At 64.7% G+C, this 18585-nt stretch carries 16 protein-coding genes and 1 pseudogene; 3 read left to right on the forward strand and 14 right to left on the reverse strand.

From position 1 onward, the window contains the following. The 3 genes and pseudogenes from YH64_RS30335 to YH64_RS06910 form a co-directional block, all read right to left on the reverse strand. Positions 1 to 429: pseudogene (locus YH64_RS30335) on the reverse strand (hypothetical protein); the annotation flags it as partial. Between the two features lie 342 nt (positions 430 to 771). Beyond that, positions 772 to 2328, reverse strand: coding sequence for a DUF1254 domain-containing protein (locus tag YH64_RS06905; RefSeq protein ID WP_046805630.1), 1557 nt, complete (start codon positions 2326 to 2328; stop codon positions 772 to 774). 253 nt (positions 2329 to 2581) lie between these two features. Beyond that, positions 2582 to 3358, reverse strand: coding sequence for an enoyl-CoA hydratase (locus tag YH64_RS06910; RefSeq protein ID WP_008167478.1), 777 nt, complete (start codon positions 3356 to 3358; stop codon positions 2582 to 2584). 39 nt (positions 3359 to 3397) lie between these two features. Here YH64_RS06910 and YH64_RS06915 point away from each other — a divergent pair, with 39 nt between their 5' ends. Next, complete coding sequence (locus tag YH64_RS06915) at positions 3398 to 5170, forward strand: M61 family metallopeptidase (protein ID WP_046805629.1); 1773 nt, start codon at positions 3398 to 3400, stop codon at positions 5168 to 5170. 56 nt (positions 5171 to 5226) lie between these two features. On the opposite strand, the gene YH64_RS06920 is transcribed toward YH64_RS06915, so the two are convergent. From YH64_RS06920 to YH64_RS06960, 9 genes are all read right to left on the reverse strand, one after another. Continuing rightward, positions 5227 to 6054, reverse strand: coding sequence for a fimbrial protein (locus YH64_RS06920; RefSeq protein WP_046805628.1), 828 nt, complete (start codon positions 6052 to 6054; stop codon positions 5227 to 5229). 122 nt (positions 6055 to 6176) lie between these two features. Next, positions 6177 to 8771, reverse strand: coding sequence for a fimbria/pilus outer membrane usher protein (locus YH64_RS06925; RefSeq protein ID WP_052946043.1), 2595 nt, complete (start codon positions 8769 to 8771; stop codon positions 6177 to 6179). A gap of 8 nt (positions 8772 to 8779) precedes the next feature. After that, a complete protein-coding gene (locus YH64_RS06930; RefSeq protein ID WP_082134527.1) occupies positions 8780 to 9577 on the reverse strand; it encodes a fimbria/pilus periplasmic chaperone in 798 nt (265 codons plus the stop codon). After that, on the reverse strand, positions 9574 to 10113 hold the full coding sequence (locus YH64_RS06935; protein WP_046805627.1) for a fimbrial protein: 540 nt from the start codon (positions 10111 to 10113) through the stop codon (positions 9574 to 9576). The genes YH64_RS06930 and YH64_RS06935 overlap by 4 nt, the downstream gene beginning before the upstream one ends. 216 nt (positions 10114 to 10329) lie before the next feature. Next, positions 10330 to 11292, reverse strand: coding sequence for a tripartite tricarboxylate transporter substrate binding protein (locus YH64_RS06940; protein ID WP_046805626.1), 963 nt, complete (start codon positions 11290 to 11292; stop codon positions 10330 to 10332). Between the two features lie 185 nt (positions 11293 to 11477). Beyond that, positions 11478 to 12293 (reverse strand): 3-oxoacid CoA-transferase subunit B, encoded by an 816-nt coding sequence (locus YH64_RS06945; protein ID WP_255444174.1) that lies wholly within the window; start codon positions 12291 to 12293, stop codon positions 11478 to 11480. Between the two features lies 1 nt (position 12294). Beyond that, a complete protein-coding gene (locus tag YH64_RS06950) occupies positions 12295 to 12960 on the reverse strand; it encodes a 3-oxoacid CoA-transferase subunit A (RefSeq protein ID WP_046805625.1) in 666 nt (221 codons plus the stop codon). Continuing rightward, complete coding sequence (locus YH64_RS06955) at positions 12961 to 13929, reverse strand: tripartite tricarboxylate transporter substrate binding protein (RefSeq protein WP_046805624.1); 969 nt, start codon at positions 13927 to 13929, stop codon at positions 12961 to 12963. A gap of 221 nt (positions 13930 to 14150) precedes the next feature. After that, complete coding sequence (locus YH64_RS06960; protein WP_046805623.1) at positions 14151 to 15053, reverse strand: NAD(P)/FAD-dependent oxidoreductase; 903 nt, start codon at positions 15051 to 15053, stop codon at positions 14151 to 14153. A 123-nt stretch (positions 15054 to 15176) separates the two neighbouring features. Between YH64_RS06960 and folB the strand changes: the two genes are divergently transcribed. Both folB and ttcA read left to right on the forward strand, forming a co-directional pair. Further along, the gene (gene folB / locus YH64_RS06965) at positions 15177 to 15536 is read left to right on the forward strand and encodes a dihydroneopterin aldolase (protein WP_046805622.1); all 360 of its coding nucleotides are present in this window, start codon (positions 15177 to 15179) and stop codon (positions 15534 to 15536) included. Between the two features lie 2 nt (positions 15537 to 15538). Continuing rightward, complete coding sequence (gene ttcA / locus YH64_RS06970; protein WP_046805621.1) at positions 15539 to 16528, forward strand: tRNA 2-thiocytidine(32) synthetase TtcA; 990 nt, start codon at positions 15539 to 15541, stop codon at positions 16526 to 16528. Between the two features lie 46 nt (positions 16529 to 16574). On the opposite strand, the gene YH64_RS06975 is transcribed toward ttcA, so the two are convergent. After that, positions 16575 to 17543: a D-2-hydroxyacid dehydrogenase family protein gene (locus YH64_RS06975; protein ID WP_046805620.1), complete on the reverse strand. Its 969-nt coding sequence runs from the start codon at positions 17541 to 17543 to the stop codon at positions 16575 to 16577. A 64-nt stretch (positions 17544 to 17607) separates the two neighbouring features. Continuing rightward, the gene (locus tag YH64_RS06980; protein ID WP_046805619.1) at positions 17608 to 18393 is read right to left on the reverse strand and encodes a DsbC family protein; all 786 of its coding nucleotides are present in this window, start codon (positions 18391 to 18393) and stop codon (positions 17608 to 17610) included. Positions 18394 to 18585 lie beyond the last annotated feature (192 nt).

Below are 18585 nucleotides of genomic sequence, written 5' to 3' on the forward strand. Positions count from 1 at the left end.
CCCCCCAGGAAAAAAGTAAAAGGGTTGGGCCCACCCGCCCCAACCGTCGCCACCCGGGCCAAACCAAAAAAAGCCTTGGGTTACAAAACCCCCCCCCCCCCCCGCCAGCGCCGACCAACCCGCCGCCGCCCCTCCGACAACTCCCGCAATTACTGCCGCTGCGAGCCCCATGGCGCCCTGCGCCGCCAATGCCAACAGGAGACCTCGGCTTGCTTGAGCATTCAGCGCGGCGCGATCCGCGTCGCTAAGCACCAGAACTTTTACTTCGTCATCCTGGTCCAACAAATCTCGCTGCTGGCGCAGTTGCGGTTTTTCACCTGGCTTTTCACCGGTTTTTTCGCCGGTTTTTTCACCATACAACGCGCCTTGCATCGAGCCTTGTGCTGAGCTTTGCGCTGCCTCTACTTCCGACCCGCGCATCTTTTGCATCAAGCATCCCCGCTGCACTACTACCCTGTCAGAACCGGCTTGCCCATGCATGTCAGTGCTTTTCAGCCCCGCTTTTGCATACCCGGCCGCCACGTGTTCTTATCCCGCAAGCGTCAAACCCGCAGAGTATAGCGTGAATCTTTTTGCCCAAGCAAATGAACTTTCGGCCGTTTGTAAGGTGGATGCAACGGCCGCGCAACGCTGAAATTAGGGACGCGAGCAATGCTTGCTCAACGGCCCCGCAAGCCTTGCCCCACGCGGCCCGCGATAAAAAATCGGCCCTTGTTCAAAGGGCCGATTTTAGTTTCGACAAGCGGTGCTAATACACCGACACCGCGCAGATCAATCTTCCTTGACCGGCGGCGGCGCCCACAGGCCGTCCAGCGCGGTGTCCTGCGGCCAGTACAAACGCATGCTCAACAGGAACGGGCCGTCGGCGGCGGGCGAGCTGATCCAGTTGGAACGCTTCTTCTCACCCGGGTCGCGGCGCTGGATGTAGATGTCCAGCGAACCGTCCGCGTTGTACTTCAGGCCGTCGGTGCTGCGCAGCGCGTAGCGGTTGGCCGGGTTCTCGCCAAAGCCGTGCTTGTCGTTATAGACGTGCAGCGACCAGAACGCATTGGCCGGCGGCAGCTGGCCCTTGTCGAAGTGCAGCACGTAGTCTTCATCGGACTTGAGCTGGCGGCCCTTCGAGTCAGACACGGTCACCGGATACAGCACGTCTTCCGGCGTCGGCGCGCCCAAGCCTGCGTAGGCGATGGCGGCGCGGCGCGAATAGTCGGTTCCATAGGTGCCGATGCCGGACAGCACGGTATTCCAGCCGTTGATCGGCGTACCCAGGCGCGCCACGCCATCGGCGATACGGCGACCCGCCAGCGGTTGCGCGTCGGCCAGCGCCTGTTGCACCGTCGGGCTCAGGCGACCATACGAGAACGGTTGACGGCTATCCAGGCCGATGCGGCGCATGCGATCCAGGATGGGCGTGTCGTTGGCGTGCGGCGGGTTGTTGCGCAGCACGTCGAAGAACACCGTGAAGAACGACGCGGCGTCCATGCTGGCGGCTTGTTCGGCGGGCGTGCCGTCCGGAACATTCACCGGCGTCGGCATAGGCAAGCCGCTGCCAATTGGCGCCGAGCCCACGCGCGAACCGGTTTGCGGATACGCGTTGCCGGCGTTGCGGTTGCGGGACGGGGTGGTGGCGGACGCTGCCGGGGCGAGCAGCGGCGACGCGGTCATGCCGGCCTGGATCTGATTCACGGCAGCATAGTCTTGCGGGCCACCGGTTTGGGTCCAGCCGATCAGCCAACCCGTCGAGGTCGGGCTGTGGATGACGTCCATGCCCGTGGGCAGGGTCCCTTGCCAGTTCGGGCCGACGATCGCAAACGACTGCGCGCCGCGACCGTTGGTGCGCGTGCCGCGCGAGGCGAACACGTCGCTCCACATGTCCAGGGCCGACAGCACCGAGTAACGGCCGCCGGTATCGGGCAGGTTCACGATCAGCGGCGCTTGCGACACGTCGAACCACAGGCTGGAGTACAGCGCATCGGCGCTGGGCCACGGCGTATCGGCGGCGCGCGGGTCCGGGAACGCGGTCTTGTGGCCGAACTGGTTGACGGGCGCGCGGCCGTCCAGCGGCGTCTGTACGGCGGTAGCCTTGCGACGCGCCAACTCCATCAGCACCATCGGGTAGGCGTAGACATAGGCGTCGATCGCGGTGTCACGCAATTCCGCTTCGCTCATCTGCGGCGCGGGCGCGGACGAGGCCGGATAAGGCGTTTCGGAAACCAGGCGCAGCGAGGGCTGCGGCGATTGAGCCTGGGTGGCGGTCATGAAGCAGACGCTCAACGCGCCGGCGAGTACCGCGGTCGACCACCGGCGGTTAGCGATAAATGTACGCATGCAAGGCTCCTTCTTGATTTTGTTTGCTAGCGAGCCGCCGCGCGGGACTTGCCAGTGGGGCAAGCCGCTCTGGCGCGGCACCTCTTGATGACGCTTAACCAGCATAGGGAAGAACCCTGCAACAAGGTGCTGCCCAGACGTTTCAAGGCGCAACGTGCCTGCACGCCCTTCGCGCCCATGAAAAAGCGCGCCGGTGCGGGCGCGCTGGGCATCCCGCGACATTGGCGCGGGCGTTTTACTGTCGTAACAAGCCTTAACGGTGTTTAAAGTCCGGTTTGCGCTTTTCGGTGAACGCCGCCATGCCTTCCTTCTGGTCTTCGGTGGCGAACAACGAATGGAACACGCGGCGCTCGAACAACAAGCCTTCGTTCAACGAGCCTTCGAACGCGCGGTTCACGCATTCCTTGGCCATCATCACGGATGGCAGCGACATCGAGGCGATCACGGTGGCCGCATCCAGCGCTTCTTCCATCAGCTTGTCGGCGGCCACCACGCGGGACACCAGGCCGGCGCGCTCGGCTTCTTCAGCGCCCATCATGCGTGCGGTCAATGCCAGGTCCATGGCCTTGGCCTTGCCCACCGCGCGCGGCAGACGCTGCGTGCCGCCCGCGCCGGGGATCACGCCCAGCTTGATTTCGGGCTGGCCGAACTTGGCGGTGTCGGCGGCGATGATGATGTCGCACATCATCGCCAGCTCGCAACCGCCGCCCAAGGCATAGCCGGCCACGGCGGCGATCACGGGTTTGCGAATGCGCTTCAGGGTTTCCCAGTTGCGGGTGATGTATTCGCTGCCATACACGTCCATGTACGACCAGTCTTTCATGGCGCCGATGTCCGCGCCCGCGGCAAACGCTTTCTCGCTGCCGGTGATGACCACGCAGCCGATGTCGGCGTTGGCCTCGAACGCCAGCAGCGCCGCGCCGAGCTCATCCATCAGTTGATCGTTCAGCGCGTTCAGCGCCTTGGGGCGGTTCAGCGTCAACAGACCGACGCGGCCCCGGGTTTCGACCAGCACAAACGACTCGCTCATTGAATGTCTCCAGTAGGAAGTATGAAATAAGATACGAGCATGAAAAAAGACAACGCTTGCCCCGTACTTTACCGCCTGACGCCCTATGACCCGGCCGGACACCGCTACCGGATAACCCTAACGATCGACGCCCCCTCGCCCGACGGCCAGCGCTTGTCGTTGCCGGCCTGGATTCCGGGTAGCTATCTGATCCGCGACTTTTCCCGCCAGATTGAATCCGTGGCGGCGTACTCGGGTTCGCGCCGGGTGATTGTCGACAAAATCGATAACCACACCTGGCAGGCCGCGCCCGTCGACGGCCCCCTGCGCGTGGAATACGTGGTCTATGCCTGGGACTTGTCGGTACGCGGCGCGCACCTGGATGAAACGCATGGCTTTTTCAATGGCACCAGCGTCTTCCTGCGCGTACACGGGCAAGACCACCTGCCTTGCCTGCTTGACCTGGCGCCCCCGCGCGGCATCGACGGCTGGAAGGTCTACACCAGCCTGCCGGAAGCCTCCGGCCAACGGGGCGCGGCACGGCGCCACGGCTTTGGGCTGTACCTGGCGCCCGACTACGATGCGCTGATCGACCACCCGGTGGAAATGGGCCGGCCGCAGGCGGTCAGCTTTACCTCGCATGGCGCCGAGCACGAACTGGTGTTCACGGGCGTGGCGCCCAACCTGGATTTGGCGCGCATCGCGTCCGACGTGAAAAAGATCTGCGACACGCAGATTGAATTCTTCGAGCCGCGCACCAAACGCGCGCCCTTCCTGGACAGCTCGAACCGCTACGTGTTCATGACCATGATCACGGGCGACGGCTACGGCGGCCTGGAGCACCGCGCCAGCACCGCGCTGATGACGGCCCGCAAAGACCTGCCGGTGCTGGGCCAGCAAGGCCAGGGGGAAGGCTATCGCGGCTTTCTCGGTCTGGTCAGCCATGAGTACTTCCACACCTGGAACGTCAAGCGCATCAAGCCGCAGGCGTTTGCCCCCTACCATCTAGAGCAGCCCGACCTGACGCGTTTGTTGTGGGTGTTTGAGGGCTTCACGTCTTACTACGACGACCTGCTGCTGCTGCGTTCCGGCGCAATCACGCAAACGGAATATCTGCGCCTGCTGGCCAAGACCATCACCAGCGTCGCCCGCACCCCGGGCCGCGCCAAACAGTCGGTGGCGGAAAGTTCGTTCGACGCGTGGACGCGGTATTACAAGCAGGACGAAAACTCGCCCAATGCGCTGGTCAGCTACTACACCAAGGGCGCGCTGGTGGCGCTGGGGCTGGACTTGCTGATCCGCCGTGAAAGCGGCGACGCGCGCTCGCTGGACGACGTGATGCGTTTGCTATGGGACCGCTACGGCCGCGACTTCTATCAGGGCAAGCCGCAAGGCCTGCCGGAAGACGCACTGCCGGGGCTGATCCTGGAAGCCACCGGCGTGGACACCCGGCGCTTCATCGCACGCCACGCCTACGGCACGGCCGACGTGCCGCTGGCCGAACTGCTTGCCGATCAAGGCATCACGCTGCACTGGAAAACGTCGGTCAATATACCTACGCTGGACGTGCGCACGCGCAAGCAAGGCGACGCGCTGACGCTTGCCACGGTGCTGGAGGGCGGCGCGGCCCACAAGGGCGGGCTGTCGGCGGGTGACGTACTGGTGGCGCTGGACGGACTGCGGGTGGAAGCGCCGGCGGGCCTGGACATGCTGCTGTCGCAATACCTGCCGGGCGACCGCGTGACGGTGCACGTGTTCCGGCGGGACGAACTGCGCGCCTTCCGCGTCAAGCTCAATGCGCCCGAAGCGCTGGACTGCGTGTTGACGGTGTAGGAAACACGGGCGGGCGCGCTATCGGCCCGCCCCGTCATTTCCCTGGCCACTGATCCCTATTCGTAAAACAGCGTCACGGTGGCGGTGGCATTGATGAGTCCCGCCACCAGCGTGTCGTCCGTCTGGTAATAGCGCGCCACCAGCGGGATAGACAGCCTTTCCTTGTCAACCGTCGTCACGGCGGTTGTCAATGCCGTGCGCGTGCCCAGCGGTTGGACGACGTTGCTGCCCAGATCGCCCTGCAGCAGTTGCACGCCGACGCCGCGCGCCATACCGTCCCCTTGGGCGTTCTTGATGACGTGTTCCGGCGTGCCATCCGCATCGATCCGATAGGCCACCTTGACGCCTTGATCGCATTCAAGATTAATGCCAAACGCCTTCTCCCCGGCCGTGGCGCCGCGATGACCCAGGTGACGGTTGTTGATCGTCAGCAGATCCACCTTTACCGTTTGCCCGTCACGGACCGTGCAACCCATGCTGTTGACCTCGTACGCCACATTGCTGAAGTCCACCATATTGCTGCGCAACGCACCGTAATAAACATCCGCGCGATGCGCGAAGGACACACCGGACTTGATCGGGCCGGTCTTGATGAGTGTGAAGGTGAATTTCTGCGGCGGGTAATACTGCCAGTTCCGGAGCTGAAACCGAATTCTGGGGTAGTTCATGTACACCCCGCCCTCGTGCGTCCAGAATATCCGCATGCCGATGCCTGGAATGCCGCTTTCGTAGACGTCTTTATAGCCAGGCACGGGCTTGGCGCCCGCCTGCAATCCATACGAAAACCACTCGCCGTTGGTGGTGCAGCGCAGATAGCCGTCGCCTTGGTCGATATTCTTGCTGTAAATGATGCTGCCCACGGCCGCGTCACGTGGCGGCTTCATTTCTTTCAAGTCCTGCGCGGTAATGTACGTCGACAGAGATTCACCAGTACATGCTGCCCAAGCCGGGCCTACCGCGCACAACAACAGGGAGATTCCAAAAACTGCGCGTCGCAACCATGTATTCATGACACCGAATCCTGTAGCGCAGCGGGGTGGGCGGACGTGCACGACAGCTCCAGCTGCGGGTAGTAATGCACGTCTTCGGACGCCGCCTGCTCGTCCACCTGATAGATGGCCTGACATTGCTGATCGGCGGCGGCTCCCCACTTGACCGCCAACTCCCCTTGGCCCTGCAAGCCGCGCACAAAGGCCCGGCCGCCCTGGCCCACCAGCGTGACGGCATCGATGCCCGGGATGATGACTTCCGCACCCATCGGGATCGTTGCGCCGTGCTCACGCACCAGCTTCAGCAAGATCGGCCGGCCCGCCACGGTGGGGTAGCGCAGCAACACGACTGCCCCCGCGCGCGGCGCCACCTGCTGCGAGGTAATTTCCAATTCGACGTCACGCGACGTGCCTTTAGGGTCCAGCGCAACCTCGTTGCGGCGGTAGGGCATCAACCCCGCCAAGGCACCATAGCCGTTCGCGCCGATGTACCCGCGCGAGCCCGAGACGATGGCCGCGCCATAGGCGTCGGGCGCCTCAAGCACCGCCATCGTTTCGCCCTGCGCCTGGGTCGCGTTGATGCCGCCGGCGTGGGCGATCAAGGTGCCGCGCATGCCCGCGCCGTATTGGCGATAGCCGTCGCCGCCGCTACCCGACAAGCTGTAGTTGGCGTGCGCCGTGTCGTAGCGCACGCTGCCGCCCTGGTTGCGGCTGCCTTGACCGTTGGTGTGGTTATACGAACCGTATACGTTGTAGCCGAACTGCCCTGACTCGCCGGCAGATCCGCTGACAGACGCATTGGCGCTGCGCTTGCCATTGCCTTCAAGGTTCATGGACGTACTGAGATACGGCGCATTCGATCCGCGTCCCAAGGGCAGGCTGAGGCTGAGCAGATACTGGTTGCCAGCGCGGCCGCGTTCGTCGCGGGCCCGCACCAGGCTGATATTCACGCTGCCCCAAGAATAGCCATTGGCGTAGCTGGCGTAATAGCTTGTGTCGCGGCGCTGGTGTCGGTTCCAGTAGTTTTGCGAAACGCCGGACAGCGTCACGCTGCCCAAGTCATTGCCCAGAGGCTGGCTGATATTGAATTGAAGGCGGCTGCGCTCTTTGCCGCCATACACCGACGGCCGACGCGCTTCGCGGATGCGTGCAAATTCGCCAAGGCTCAAGTAATTTTCACTGGAAAAGCGATACGCCACCACGCTGAAGTTGGTGGAAGTAGGCTCCAGCAGCTTGCTGTAACTGAGCCGCACGCTGCGCCCGCTGGCCGTATCGCGGGTAGAGCCCATCGCGGCGTGAGACTGCGTCAGGTCCGCCGCCAATGCGCCCAGCGGGGTGCTGACCGCCACGCCGCCAAGAATTGCCCGATACTGCTGCGCCACGATGGCGCCGCCATAGCCCGTCACCGTATCGGACAAGCCGCGTTGATAGGTGCCCTGCATGAACGAGGGCGGAGCGTTCAGGGTGTCGTCACGATACCGCCCACCCGTTACGCTGAAGCGCGAACTGCCGGGACGCAGCAACTGGGCCACCGACGCGTAGGGCACCACGAACCGCTTGGTGCGCCCGTCGGCTTCGGTCACCGTCACGTCAAGATCACCGGCGTAGCCTGTGTTGTAAAGGTCGTCGATGGCGAAAGGCCCTGGCGATACGGTGGTTTCGTACAGCAGGTTGTTGCCCTGGCGCACGCTGACCTTGGCCGTGGTGTCGGCCACGCCGCGCACCACCGGCGCAAAACCGCGCATGGAGTCCGGCAGCATGCGTTCGTCGCTGCTGAGCTGGAGGCCCGTGTACGGAACACTGTCAAAAAGATTGCCGGGCGTATAGAACTGCCCAAGCGTCAGTTGGGCACTGGCGGCGGTCACATCACGCTGCGCGTAGGTGCTTAACGCCTGATAACGGCTGCGCTGGCCCGGGCTGGAGCGATCGGTGTAGCTGAACGACCCGTTGTGCCGGAAGCGCCAGTCGCCCAGGTTCAGGCCCGCGTTCGCGCTGCTGTAGAAGGTGCGATCGGTGCGGTTGCCAAAGCGATTGGACGACAGGTTGATGCCGTACCCCAGGAAGCCGGCGTTTATGCCCGCGTCCCATTCTTCAGGTGGAACGTAGCCACGCGCCACCGACTTCAGGTAGATCTGAGGAATGGAAAGGTCGGCGCGCAGATCGGCTATATCCACCTCGAACTGGCTGGCCGCAGGCAGGTCATCGACACCCAGGCAGTCGGTGTCCGGGGCACGCGGGTCGGCAGCGGTGTTCGCGCCGGACAGGTCGACGCCGATGCGCTCAAGCACTGTGGCCGGCAGGCACGGCTGCATGCCGGCATGGACGGTGGCCGAAGAAGACGGCAAGGGCGAGGAGTCGGGCAAGAATGGCGACGTCGTTTTGATCTGGATGCGCTCGCGACCAATGCGGTTGCCGTTCAAATACAAGTCCAGCTGATAGACACCCGCTTCCAGGGCGTTGCCCTGCTGAAATCGGGATAGATCCACCGTTTGCCCTCGACGGCTGGCAAAGAAGGCGGGGTTGAATTCAACCGGTTCGGTCGCTTGAGCCGTGGCGCATGCCAAGCTGGACCAAAGCAGAAGCCAACGGTTGATGGGGGTACGGCGGGCCATGACGCCGCTTAAGGATCAAGACGACTTTCGCGCCGCACCGTTGCGCCGTAGTCGTTGACCGATTCGAATACCACGGCGCCTTTGGCGCCCGCCGCATTCGGCAGCTTTCCACTGCCCAGTTCTGTGACGGACCGGGGGGCCAGCATGCGGCTGGGCACTGATATTGCCCTGCCGTCCTGTAGCGTCAACGACACGGACGTCAACGACACGTGAAACGCGCTGTCGTTGCGCACCCGCAGCGCCGGGCCATTACCTGCCTGCACGATTTGCCAGCGCAATTGCGCGGCCGCGTCGGCGGCGGTACCGGGCAGGCCGACGGGTCGAAAGAACAATTTGATGCGGCTGCGAAAAGCCAGCTGCATGTGGTTTGCCACCTGCGCGGACGGCAGCGGCGGAACGTCCAGCACGTTAAGCCAGAAGACGGACTCGCGGTCGGCGGGCAAGGCGGATGACGGCGCATAAGCGATGCGCAGCGTCTGCCCCTTGCCGGGATTGATGCGAGCAAGCGGCGGCATGATCACGAACGGCGCGTTCACTTCATCAGGCGTGGCGTCCAGGTCGCCATCGTCGATCCAGGCTTGCACCAGCGCCGGCTGGCCGCCGTCATTGGTTAGCCGCAACGTGACTTCGCGTTCTTGGGCGGGATAGACGACGCGCGTGCCACCGATCACCACGTTGGATTGGGCGGAAGGGGGCAGCAGGGTTGCACAAGCCAGGCACAGCAACGCGCAGAAATGGCGAAGCGTGGCCCGGCTTGCGTAGTCCGGAAGCCCCCTGAGCTTGCGCTCAAGGGGAACCGGCTTCATTCGTAGATCAGGTCCAGCAGGACTTCGGTCTGGACCGGGCCGGGCGTGGTGCTGGCGGTGGCCGCCAGGTACTGCGCGTAGAACTCGATCGTTGCGGCATTGCCCGCGATGTTGACCGATTCAGCGCCGTCGTTGGTGAACAGATTGATGGGCTGGTACTTGCTGTTCAGCAGCTGCACCTGTGCGTTGGAGGGGGTGTCGTTCCCGGAGGCAACCGCCCGGTTGATCAGCGCGCCCGTGGTGGGATCGACGTTTCCATCGCGGTTAAAGCGCGTGGTGACCTTGCTGCCGGAGCAGCCGGTCAGATTCAACGTGATGAGCTCGCGTGCGGCCACATCGTTCTGCTTGGCCAGCGCGCTGACGCTGACCGGCTTCAGATTCACCTGTTTGACGCCGCCCTGGCCCACATCCTTGATTTCGCAGGTGGACGATGACACGTAGCCCTCGAACACCAACTTCACATCGGCCGCCAATGCGCCGCCGCACAGCAGCAAGGACGAAAATGCGAGACCTGCCGCAACAATCTTCTTATTCACCGAACTCTCCGACTGACTTGTCCCCAGGGCGCGCAACCCGCGCGCCCTGGGTCCGCCGCGTAGAGTCAGGCTGAAGCCTTCAACGCATCAACGCAGGGACGAGTGCCATTGTTTCGAATCCGTCGGGCCAGAAATATGAGAAAGTTCTCAAAGCAAAATCGCGGCGGGTCTGATGAGGTCGACGCGCAACACATCGGCCGGCTTCTGTCATCGCCGTTAATTCAGTTTGGCGCCCGACACGGTCACGGCCTGCTTCCACGTTTCCAGTTCACGGTCGATATGGCTGGCGAATTCGGCGGGCGTGGATCCCACGGTTTCATAGCCGTAGCCCGCCAGTTGCTGCTTCAAGGCAGGCACCGCTACCGCGTCGGCAATACCGCGACTCAACGCATCCACGATGCCCGGCGGCGTGCCGGCGGGCGCCAGCACGCCATACCAGCCGTTCACGACAAAGCCCGGCACGCTTTCGGCCACCGTCGGCACGTTGGGCAACAGCGGCGACCGGCGTTCGCCCGTTACCGCGATTGCCTTCAACTTGCCGGCCTGCACCTGCGGCAACGACGTTGAGATGCTGTCGAACATCAGCGACACCTCGCCACCCAGCAGTGCCACCACCGCCGGGCCGCTGCCTTTGTAGGGCACATGCATCATGTCCGTTCCAGTCTGATTCTTGAACATCTCGGCGGCCAGGTGGCTGGTGTTGCCATTGCCCGCCGATGCAAAGCTGAGCTTGCCGGGGTGACTCTTGGCGTAGGTCATCAGCTCGGGAATCGTGTTGGCGGGCGTGTTCAACGGCGCGGCCACCAGCATCGGCAAGGTGGCAACGAGCGACACCGGCGCGAAGTCCTTGCGCGTGTCGTAAGGCAATGACGGATACAGGCTGGGGTTGATGGCGTGCGCGGCCAGCACCATCAGCAGCGTATAGCCGTCGGGTTTGGCGCGCGCCAGTTGGGCCGAGGCGATGGCGCCACCCGCGCCCGGCTTGTATTCCAGCACCACCGGCTGGCCCCACATCTTTTGCAATTGCGCGCCCAGGGGCCGGGCCAGCATGTCGGCGCTGCCGCCGGGCGGATACGGGATCAGCAAGGTGATGGGCTTGTCCGGATAGACGGGCGCGGCGTGCGCGGCGGCCAGCGGTAACGCGCATAGCGCGGCGGCGGCCAACAGGGAACGGATCATCAGCGGTCTCCTTGGCCCGGATCGGGCTGGATGGGTCGGGCGATATGGGTCGGGCTTGAGCGGTCGGGCTTGAGCGGTCGGGCTTGAGCGGTCGGGCTTGGCGCGGTCGGGCTTAACAGGTCGGGCTGAATAGGCCGCGCTTGAGCTGCCGGGCTGCGCGCGCGAGGCGATCACGGTTGACGCCATCACGCGTAGCGCGGCGCGCCGGCGGCATCCTGCACGATCACACGCGGCGTCTCTGGAAAGCGCAATGGCGCATCGGTCACCGATCGCAGGTACTCGGGGTCGACGCCATCGGTCATCGCGTAAACGCTCAACCCGGCGGGCGTCACATCGATCACCGCCAGGTCGGTGTAGATGCGCGTGACCACGCCCTTGCCTGTCAGCGGATAGGTGCATTGGCGCAGCACCTTGGGCGTGCCGTCGCGGCCACGGTGTTCCATGGTCACCAGCACCTGCTTGGCACCCACGGCCAGGTCCATGGCGCCGCCCACGGCGGGAATGGCATCGGCCGCATCCGTCTTCCAGTTGGCCAGGTCACCCGTCTCCGATACCTGGAACGCGCCCAGCACGGCATAGTCCAGGTGGCCGCCGCGCATCATTGCAAACGACACGGTGTGCTCGGTGATGGACGCACCGTCCAGCAAGGTGATGGGCTGGCGGCTGGCGTTGATGAGGTCCGGGTCCACGTCCTTGCCGCTGGCAGCCGGGCCCATGCCCAGGATGCCGTTTTCGCTGTGCAAGAGGATGTCCTTGTCGGGCGGCAGGTAATCGCCCACCAGCGTCGGCATGCCGATCCCCAGGTTCACGATGGACCCATCGGGTATATCGCTGGCCAGCAACTGCGCGATCTGCTGCCGGGTCAGCCCGGTGATGGACCGGGCATGTGGGTCGCCGTCGTTGCGCTGGTTGCCTCGGTTGCCTGGAGTGCCTTGATTGCCCTGGTTGCCCTGGTTTCCCTGATTGCCCTGGTTGCCTCGGTCATTTTGATTGCCCTGCATGTCAGCCCTCCACCCGCACCACGGATTTGACGAAGATGCCTTGCGTCATGACCTGCTCAGGCACGAAGGTGCCCAGCGGCACGATCTCGTCCACCTGCGCGATGGCGTGACCCGCCGCCATGCACATCACCGGATTGAAGTTGCGCGCCGCGTGGCGGTACATCAGGTTGCCCCAGCGGTCGCCCAAGTGGGCGCGGATCAGCGCGTAGTCGGCGCGCAGCGGTTGTTCCAGCACATAGCCCACGCCGTCGATGACTTCCTGACGGCGCCCTTCGGCCAATTCCGTGCCGTAGCCGGTGGGGGTATAGAACGGCCCCAGTCCGGCGCCGGCCGCGCGCAACCGTTCGGCCAGGGTGCCTTGCGGCACGCATTCCAGTTCGACCTCGCCTGCCCGATAGGCGTGTGCGAAGGCGTCGGAATTGGGCGGGCGCGGGTGCGAGCAGATGATCTTCCTGACCTGCCTGCGGATCAGCAGCGCGGCAATGCCGCGTTCGAACGTGCCGGCGTTGTTCGAGATGATGGTCAAGTCGCGCCGCCCGGATTGCGCCAGGCATTGCAGCAATTCGTACGGCACACCGGCCTCGCCGAAGCCGCCCACCAGCACCGATGCGCCGTCGGGGATAACAGCCACGGCCTGGGCCATGGACGCCTGGATCTTGTCGATCATCTATTGCTCCTGGGCCAGTCCGGCCGTGTCCACGATCTGTTTCCAGCGCGCGCGTTCCTGGTCGATGAAGGCGGTGAATTCGGCGGGTGTGTTGCCGCCCGCCTGGCCGCCCATGGCCTTGAAACGTCCGCTGATGTCGGGGCTTTGCACCACGTCGCGCGTGGCGGCGTAGAGTTTGTCGACGACGTTTGCCGGCGTGCCCGCCGGCGCGACCAATCCAAACCACGCGGTGACCACCATGTCCTTGACGCCGGCTTCGGCCATGGTGGGCACGTCCGGCAGTTCGGCCAGCCGCTTGTCGCTGGTGACCGCCAGCGCGCGCAGCTTGCCCGACTGGATGTACGGCATGGAGCTGGGCAGGTTGTCGATCATGAAGGTGAACTGCTGGCCCAGCAGCGCGGCCACGGCGGGGCCGGCGCCTTTGTACGGGATATGCGTGCCGGCCACGCCCGCGCGTTGCTTGAACAGTTCGGCGGACAGATGGGGCGATTGGCCGGCGCCGGAGCTGCCGAAGGACACCTTGGACGGGTCGCGCCGCGCTTGCGCCTGCAAGTCGGCCACGCTGCGCACGGGCGACGCTTCGTTCACGACCAGTACATTGGGCACCGATATCACCAACGTGACCGGCGCGAAATCGGCGGGCTTGTAGGGCAGCGTCTTGTACAGCGCGTAGTTGATGGCGTTGGGGCCGATATTGCCCATCAGCAGCGTGTAGCCGTCGGGCTTGGCGCGCGCCAGCGCCTGGGCGCCGATGATGCCGGCCGCGCCCGCGCGGTTCTCGACGATGACTTGCTGGCCCAGCTTGGCCGCAAGCTTGTCGGCGATGAGCCGCGCCGAGATATCGGTGGTGCCGCCGGGCGCGGCCGGGATGATCAGGGTGATCGGCCGTTCCGGCCAGGCGGCGTGAGCCGGACCCGCGATGGCGGCCGCCATCACGCCCGCGGCCAGCCAGCGATGCGCTTGCAACATGCTTGTCTCCGAACGCGGTCATGGATGACCAACTTGTCGGGCAAGTGTGTGCGGCGCGCCCGCAAATGCCAATTCTGCAATCTGGAGGACGGGCTTCGCCTGAGCTTAACGCCGAGGTGGGCGCGCGGATCGGGCAAGCGTGGTCCGGCCGCGTGGCGGCTCCGGGAATTCGGGCTGGGGCTGGGGGCTTGGGCTCAGCCTGCCGCGTTACTCACGAGGGCTTAGTCGCCCGCGCGTTCCCAGCGGCGCTGGATAGCCTTGGCCGCGACCACGCCGTCCGCCATCGACGTCACCACGCAGGGGTGCATGCGGTGGGCGACTTCGCCAATGGCATAGATGTCCGGCACGCTGGTCTCGGCGGTGGCGAAGTCGGTGCGGATGTAGCCGCGTTCGTCGCGGGCCAGTTGCAGGCCGTCGGCAAAGGCGGCCTGCGGTTCCCAGCCGTAGAAGACCAGGATCAGGTCGTACTGCCGGCCGTCCACGCTACGGTGGGCGGGGTCGACGGTGTAGGGGCCGATGCGCACGCCCTCGCGGCCGGCGCGGGTGACCCATTGCTGCTGGGCGCGCACGCTGCGCGCATACAGGTGCACCATGCGCGCGCCGCGATTGCGCACGTAAACGTAATTCTCGAAGGCGTTGTCGCCGCCGCCCAGCACCGCCACCGACAAGCCGGAGTAGTCCTGCGCGACGATGGGCGAACCCGGGCCGACCAGCACGCCGGGCCACGAGGCGCCCGGCGGATGATCGGGCAAGCCCTTGGCGCGCACGCCCGATGCGATGACCAGCGTACGGCCACGCACCTGTTCCTGGCCGCCGTCGGGGCCGGCCAAGGTGGCCTGGACGCCGCCTTTGCAGGGCAGCACGTCGACAACGCGGGAGTTCATGCGCAGCGGCACGTTGGCGGCGCGCACGCTGGTGTCGATATTGGCGGCCACCTGCTGACCGGTCACGCCCGGCAACACGGCGATCCAGTCGTCAGCGAAGGGGTTGTCCTGCGCCAGGCCGCCCAGGCGGGCGCCGGCCTCGACTAATATCGGGGACAAACCAAGCCTGGCCAGCCACAGGGCGCAGGACGCGCCGGCCGGGCCGCCGCCTACAATGACCGCATCGTGCATGTGTTGCATTTCCACCCTTATTGACCGCGCCGGCGCCTCACGGGTGCCAGGACGTGGCGCAATTGTAGCCAGCGCGCCGCCCCCGATCCGCCGTCCCCTTACAATTCCGGCTGTCCCACCCAGGTTTTCATCATGCCCACACGTCGCATCATCCTTTCCGGGCTTGCGCTCGACGCCCGCATCGGCATCCTCGAACACGAGCGCCGCGCCACCCAGCCCCTGCATGTCGACGCCGAATTCGATGTGGACATCCAGCGCTCGGTCGACGACCACGATATCCACAGCGTGCTGGACTACCGCCGTCTGCGCGAGGCCATCGTCGAGGAATGCACGCAGGCGCATGTGAACCTGATCGAAACCCTGTCCGAACAAGTCGCCGCGCGCCTGTTGGCCGACTTCCAGGAAATCCGCTCGTTACGCTTGCGCATCAGCAAGCCCATGGCCTTTTCCGACTGCGCGGCGGTAGGCGTGGAAATCCAGATTTCGCGTTGATCATGAACGATATTGCACCGCCCCCCGCCGTCCGCTCCCCCGAGGTCCGCTTTCGCACCGAGGCCGAGGAAAAGGCCCGCCACGAAGGCAACAAGCTGACCAAGCGCCTGGCCCGCGAGACGACGCGCGCGCTGTCCGACTACAACATGATCGAAGATGGCGACCGCGTGATGGTCTGCCTGTCGGGCGGCAAGGATTCCTATGCCATGCTGGACATCCTGTTGCAGCTGCAAAAGCGCGCGCCGTTCAAGTTCGAGCTGATCGCCGTCAACCTGGATCAGAAGCAGCCGGGCTTTCCCGACCACATCCTGCCCCAGTACCTGAAAGACCTGGGCGTGCCCTTCCACATCGAGACGCAGGACACGTATTCCATCGTCACGCGCGTGCTGGAAGAAGGCAAGACGATGTGCTCGCTCTGTTCGCGCTTGCGTCGCGGCATCCTGTACCGCGTGGCGTCTGAACTGGGCGCCACCAAGATCGCGCTGGGCCACCACCGCGACGACATCCTGGCCACGTTCTTCCTGAACCTGTTCTACGGCGGCAAGGCCAAGGGCATGCCGCCCAAGCTGGTGTCGGACGACGGCCGCCACACCGTGATCCGCCCGTTGGCCTACGTGGCCGAAACGGACCTGATCGCCTACGCCGAACTCAAGCAATTCCCCATCATCCCGTGCAACCTTTGCGGCTCGCAGGAAAACCTGAAGCGCAAGGAAGTGGGCCGGATGATTAAAGACTGGGACAAGCAGCATCCTGGCCGCTCGTGGAACGTGTTCAACGCGCTGTCGCGCGTGGTGCCGTCGCACTTGATGGACCGCGACCTGTTCGACTTCGTCGGCCTGAAACCCACCGGCGTGCCGGACGCCAACGGCGACACGGCGTTTGACGCGGTGGACCCGGACGACAACGCGGACGACGCCTGCGGCGACACGCCCGAAGCGTCCGCCGACGCCAGCGGCATCGTCGAGAAAAAAGTGATGTTTACGCGCGGATAGTTGCGTGGTCGGTAGCAGGGGCAGGCGCAAACGCCTGCGCCCGCGATCACGCCGCCGATGACGGGTTCAACACCCGAATCGGCTTGCCCGCCTGAAACGCCTTCACGGCGTCCAGCGCGTTCTGGTAGAACGCCTCGAAATTCTCGCGGCTGACGTAGCCCAGGTGCGGGGTCAGGATCACGTTGTCCAGGTCGCGCACCGAGTCGGTGGGCGATAGCGGCTCTTCGGGGTAGACGTCCAGGCCCGCGCCGGCCAAGCGGAATTTGACCAGAGCGTCCATCAGGGCCTCGTTGTCGACCAGGCCGGCGCGCGACGTGTTCACCAGATAGGCGGTCGGCTTCATCGCGGCAAGTGCCGCGGCGTCCACCACGTGACGGCTGCGCTCGGACAAGATCAAGTGCAGGCTGACCACGTCGGACGTGGCAAAAAGCGTGTGCTTGTCGACACGCTTGACGCCCGCCGCCTCGGCGCGTTCGTCCGTCAGGTTGGGGCTCCAGGCCACCACGTCCATGCCGAAAGCCAGGCCTACCTTGGCCACGGCCGCGCCCAGCTTGCCCAGCCCCAACACCCCCAGCCGCTTGCCGGCCAATGGCTCGGGCATGGCGGTTTGCCACATGCCGCGGCGCATGGCCGCGTCTTCCGCGGGCAGGTGCTTGAAAAGCCCCAGGATATGCGCCCAGGCCAGTTCGGCCGTGGCGGTGTTGGCGTCGGCACTGCCCGGCGCGCCGCACACGACGATGCCCTGTTGCGTGCAGGCCTGCATATCGATGGCGTTGTTGCGCATGCCGGTGGTGATCAACAGGCGCAGCTTCGGCAGCGCGCGAATGCGCTCGGCCGGAAACGGCGTGCGTTCGCGCATCGCGACGATCACGTCGAAGGGTTCCAGCGTGGCCTCGACCTGTTCGACCGGAATGAAGTTGTTGAAGATCTGCACCTGGGCGTCACCGCCCAGCGAGGTCCAATCCGCATAGCGCCGTGCTACGTCGTGGTAATCGTCCAGTATTGCGATTTTCAAGTGTCTTCTCCGGGTGGCAAGGCGGCTATCGCGCCAGCCACCCGGCCGGCGCGATCAGCGCCGGTCAGTTCAAGCGTTCTTTCAGTTGGTCCAGCGGAATGGCGCCGCTGACGCGCGAGCCGTCGGCAAAGAACAGCGTGGGCGTGCCGCGCACCATCAGGCGGTGGCCCAGTGCAAGCAGCTTGTCTTCAGGCACATCGCAATTGCCGGCGGCCGGCTTCTTGTTGCGCACCATCCAGTCGTCCCAGGTCTTGCCCTGGTCCTTGGCGCACCAGACGTCGCGCACCTTGTCCTTGGAATCGGGCGACAGAATCGGGTACATGAAGGTGTAGACGGTGACGTCGTTCAGGTCTTCCATCGTCTTGCGCAACTGCTTGCAATAGCCGCAGTTGGGATCTTCAAAAATGGCGACCTTCTTTGCGCCGGTGCCCTTGACCTGCTTGATGGCCAGTTCCAGCGGCAGCTGATCAAACGTGACGGCGCTGAGCTTTTCCTGCGCCTCGCGGGTGACATCGCGGCGCGTCATGGCGTCTATCAACGGACCTTCCATGACCCAGGTGACTTTTTCGTCCGTGTAGAGCAGGTCCATGCCCAACTGCACTTCAAAAATGCCGTAAGGCGTCAGGCGCACGGCGGTGACGTCCATGCCGGAAAAGCGTTGTTCGAAGCGTTCCTTGACGGCGTCGAGCTGCGGCGTCGACACGCTTTTTTCGCCGTTGGCCGGTTTGCCGACCGACTCGGTGGAGACGGCCTTGCCTTGGGCCGGCGCCTGCGCCAGAGCCGGGGCGGACAAGCCCAGCCCGCCGGCCAGGAAACAAGCCGCCAGCGTGGCGGAGATGCGGAAAGTCATGGGTGCTCCTGTACTTATCGTGTTCTTTGGGGGAAAGCGTAACTCATCCGGCAAGGAGCCGGGCCGGACGACATGCCGGTTGGACGCGGAAAGGCGAAGTGTCGTTCAGACGCCCGGCACGCTTCAAGGTTCCAAAAGAAAACCTCAAAGCGCGGGGCTGATCGCCCGTGCCGGATCGCCCGCTGCGGGGCG

Origin of the sequence: Achromobacter sp. LC458, assembly GCF_001005835.2 — a bacterium.
Classification (GTDB): Bacteria; Pseudomonadota; Gammaproteobacteria; order Burkholderiales; family Burkholderiaceae_B; genus Achromobacter; species Achromobacter spanius_B.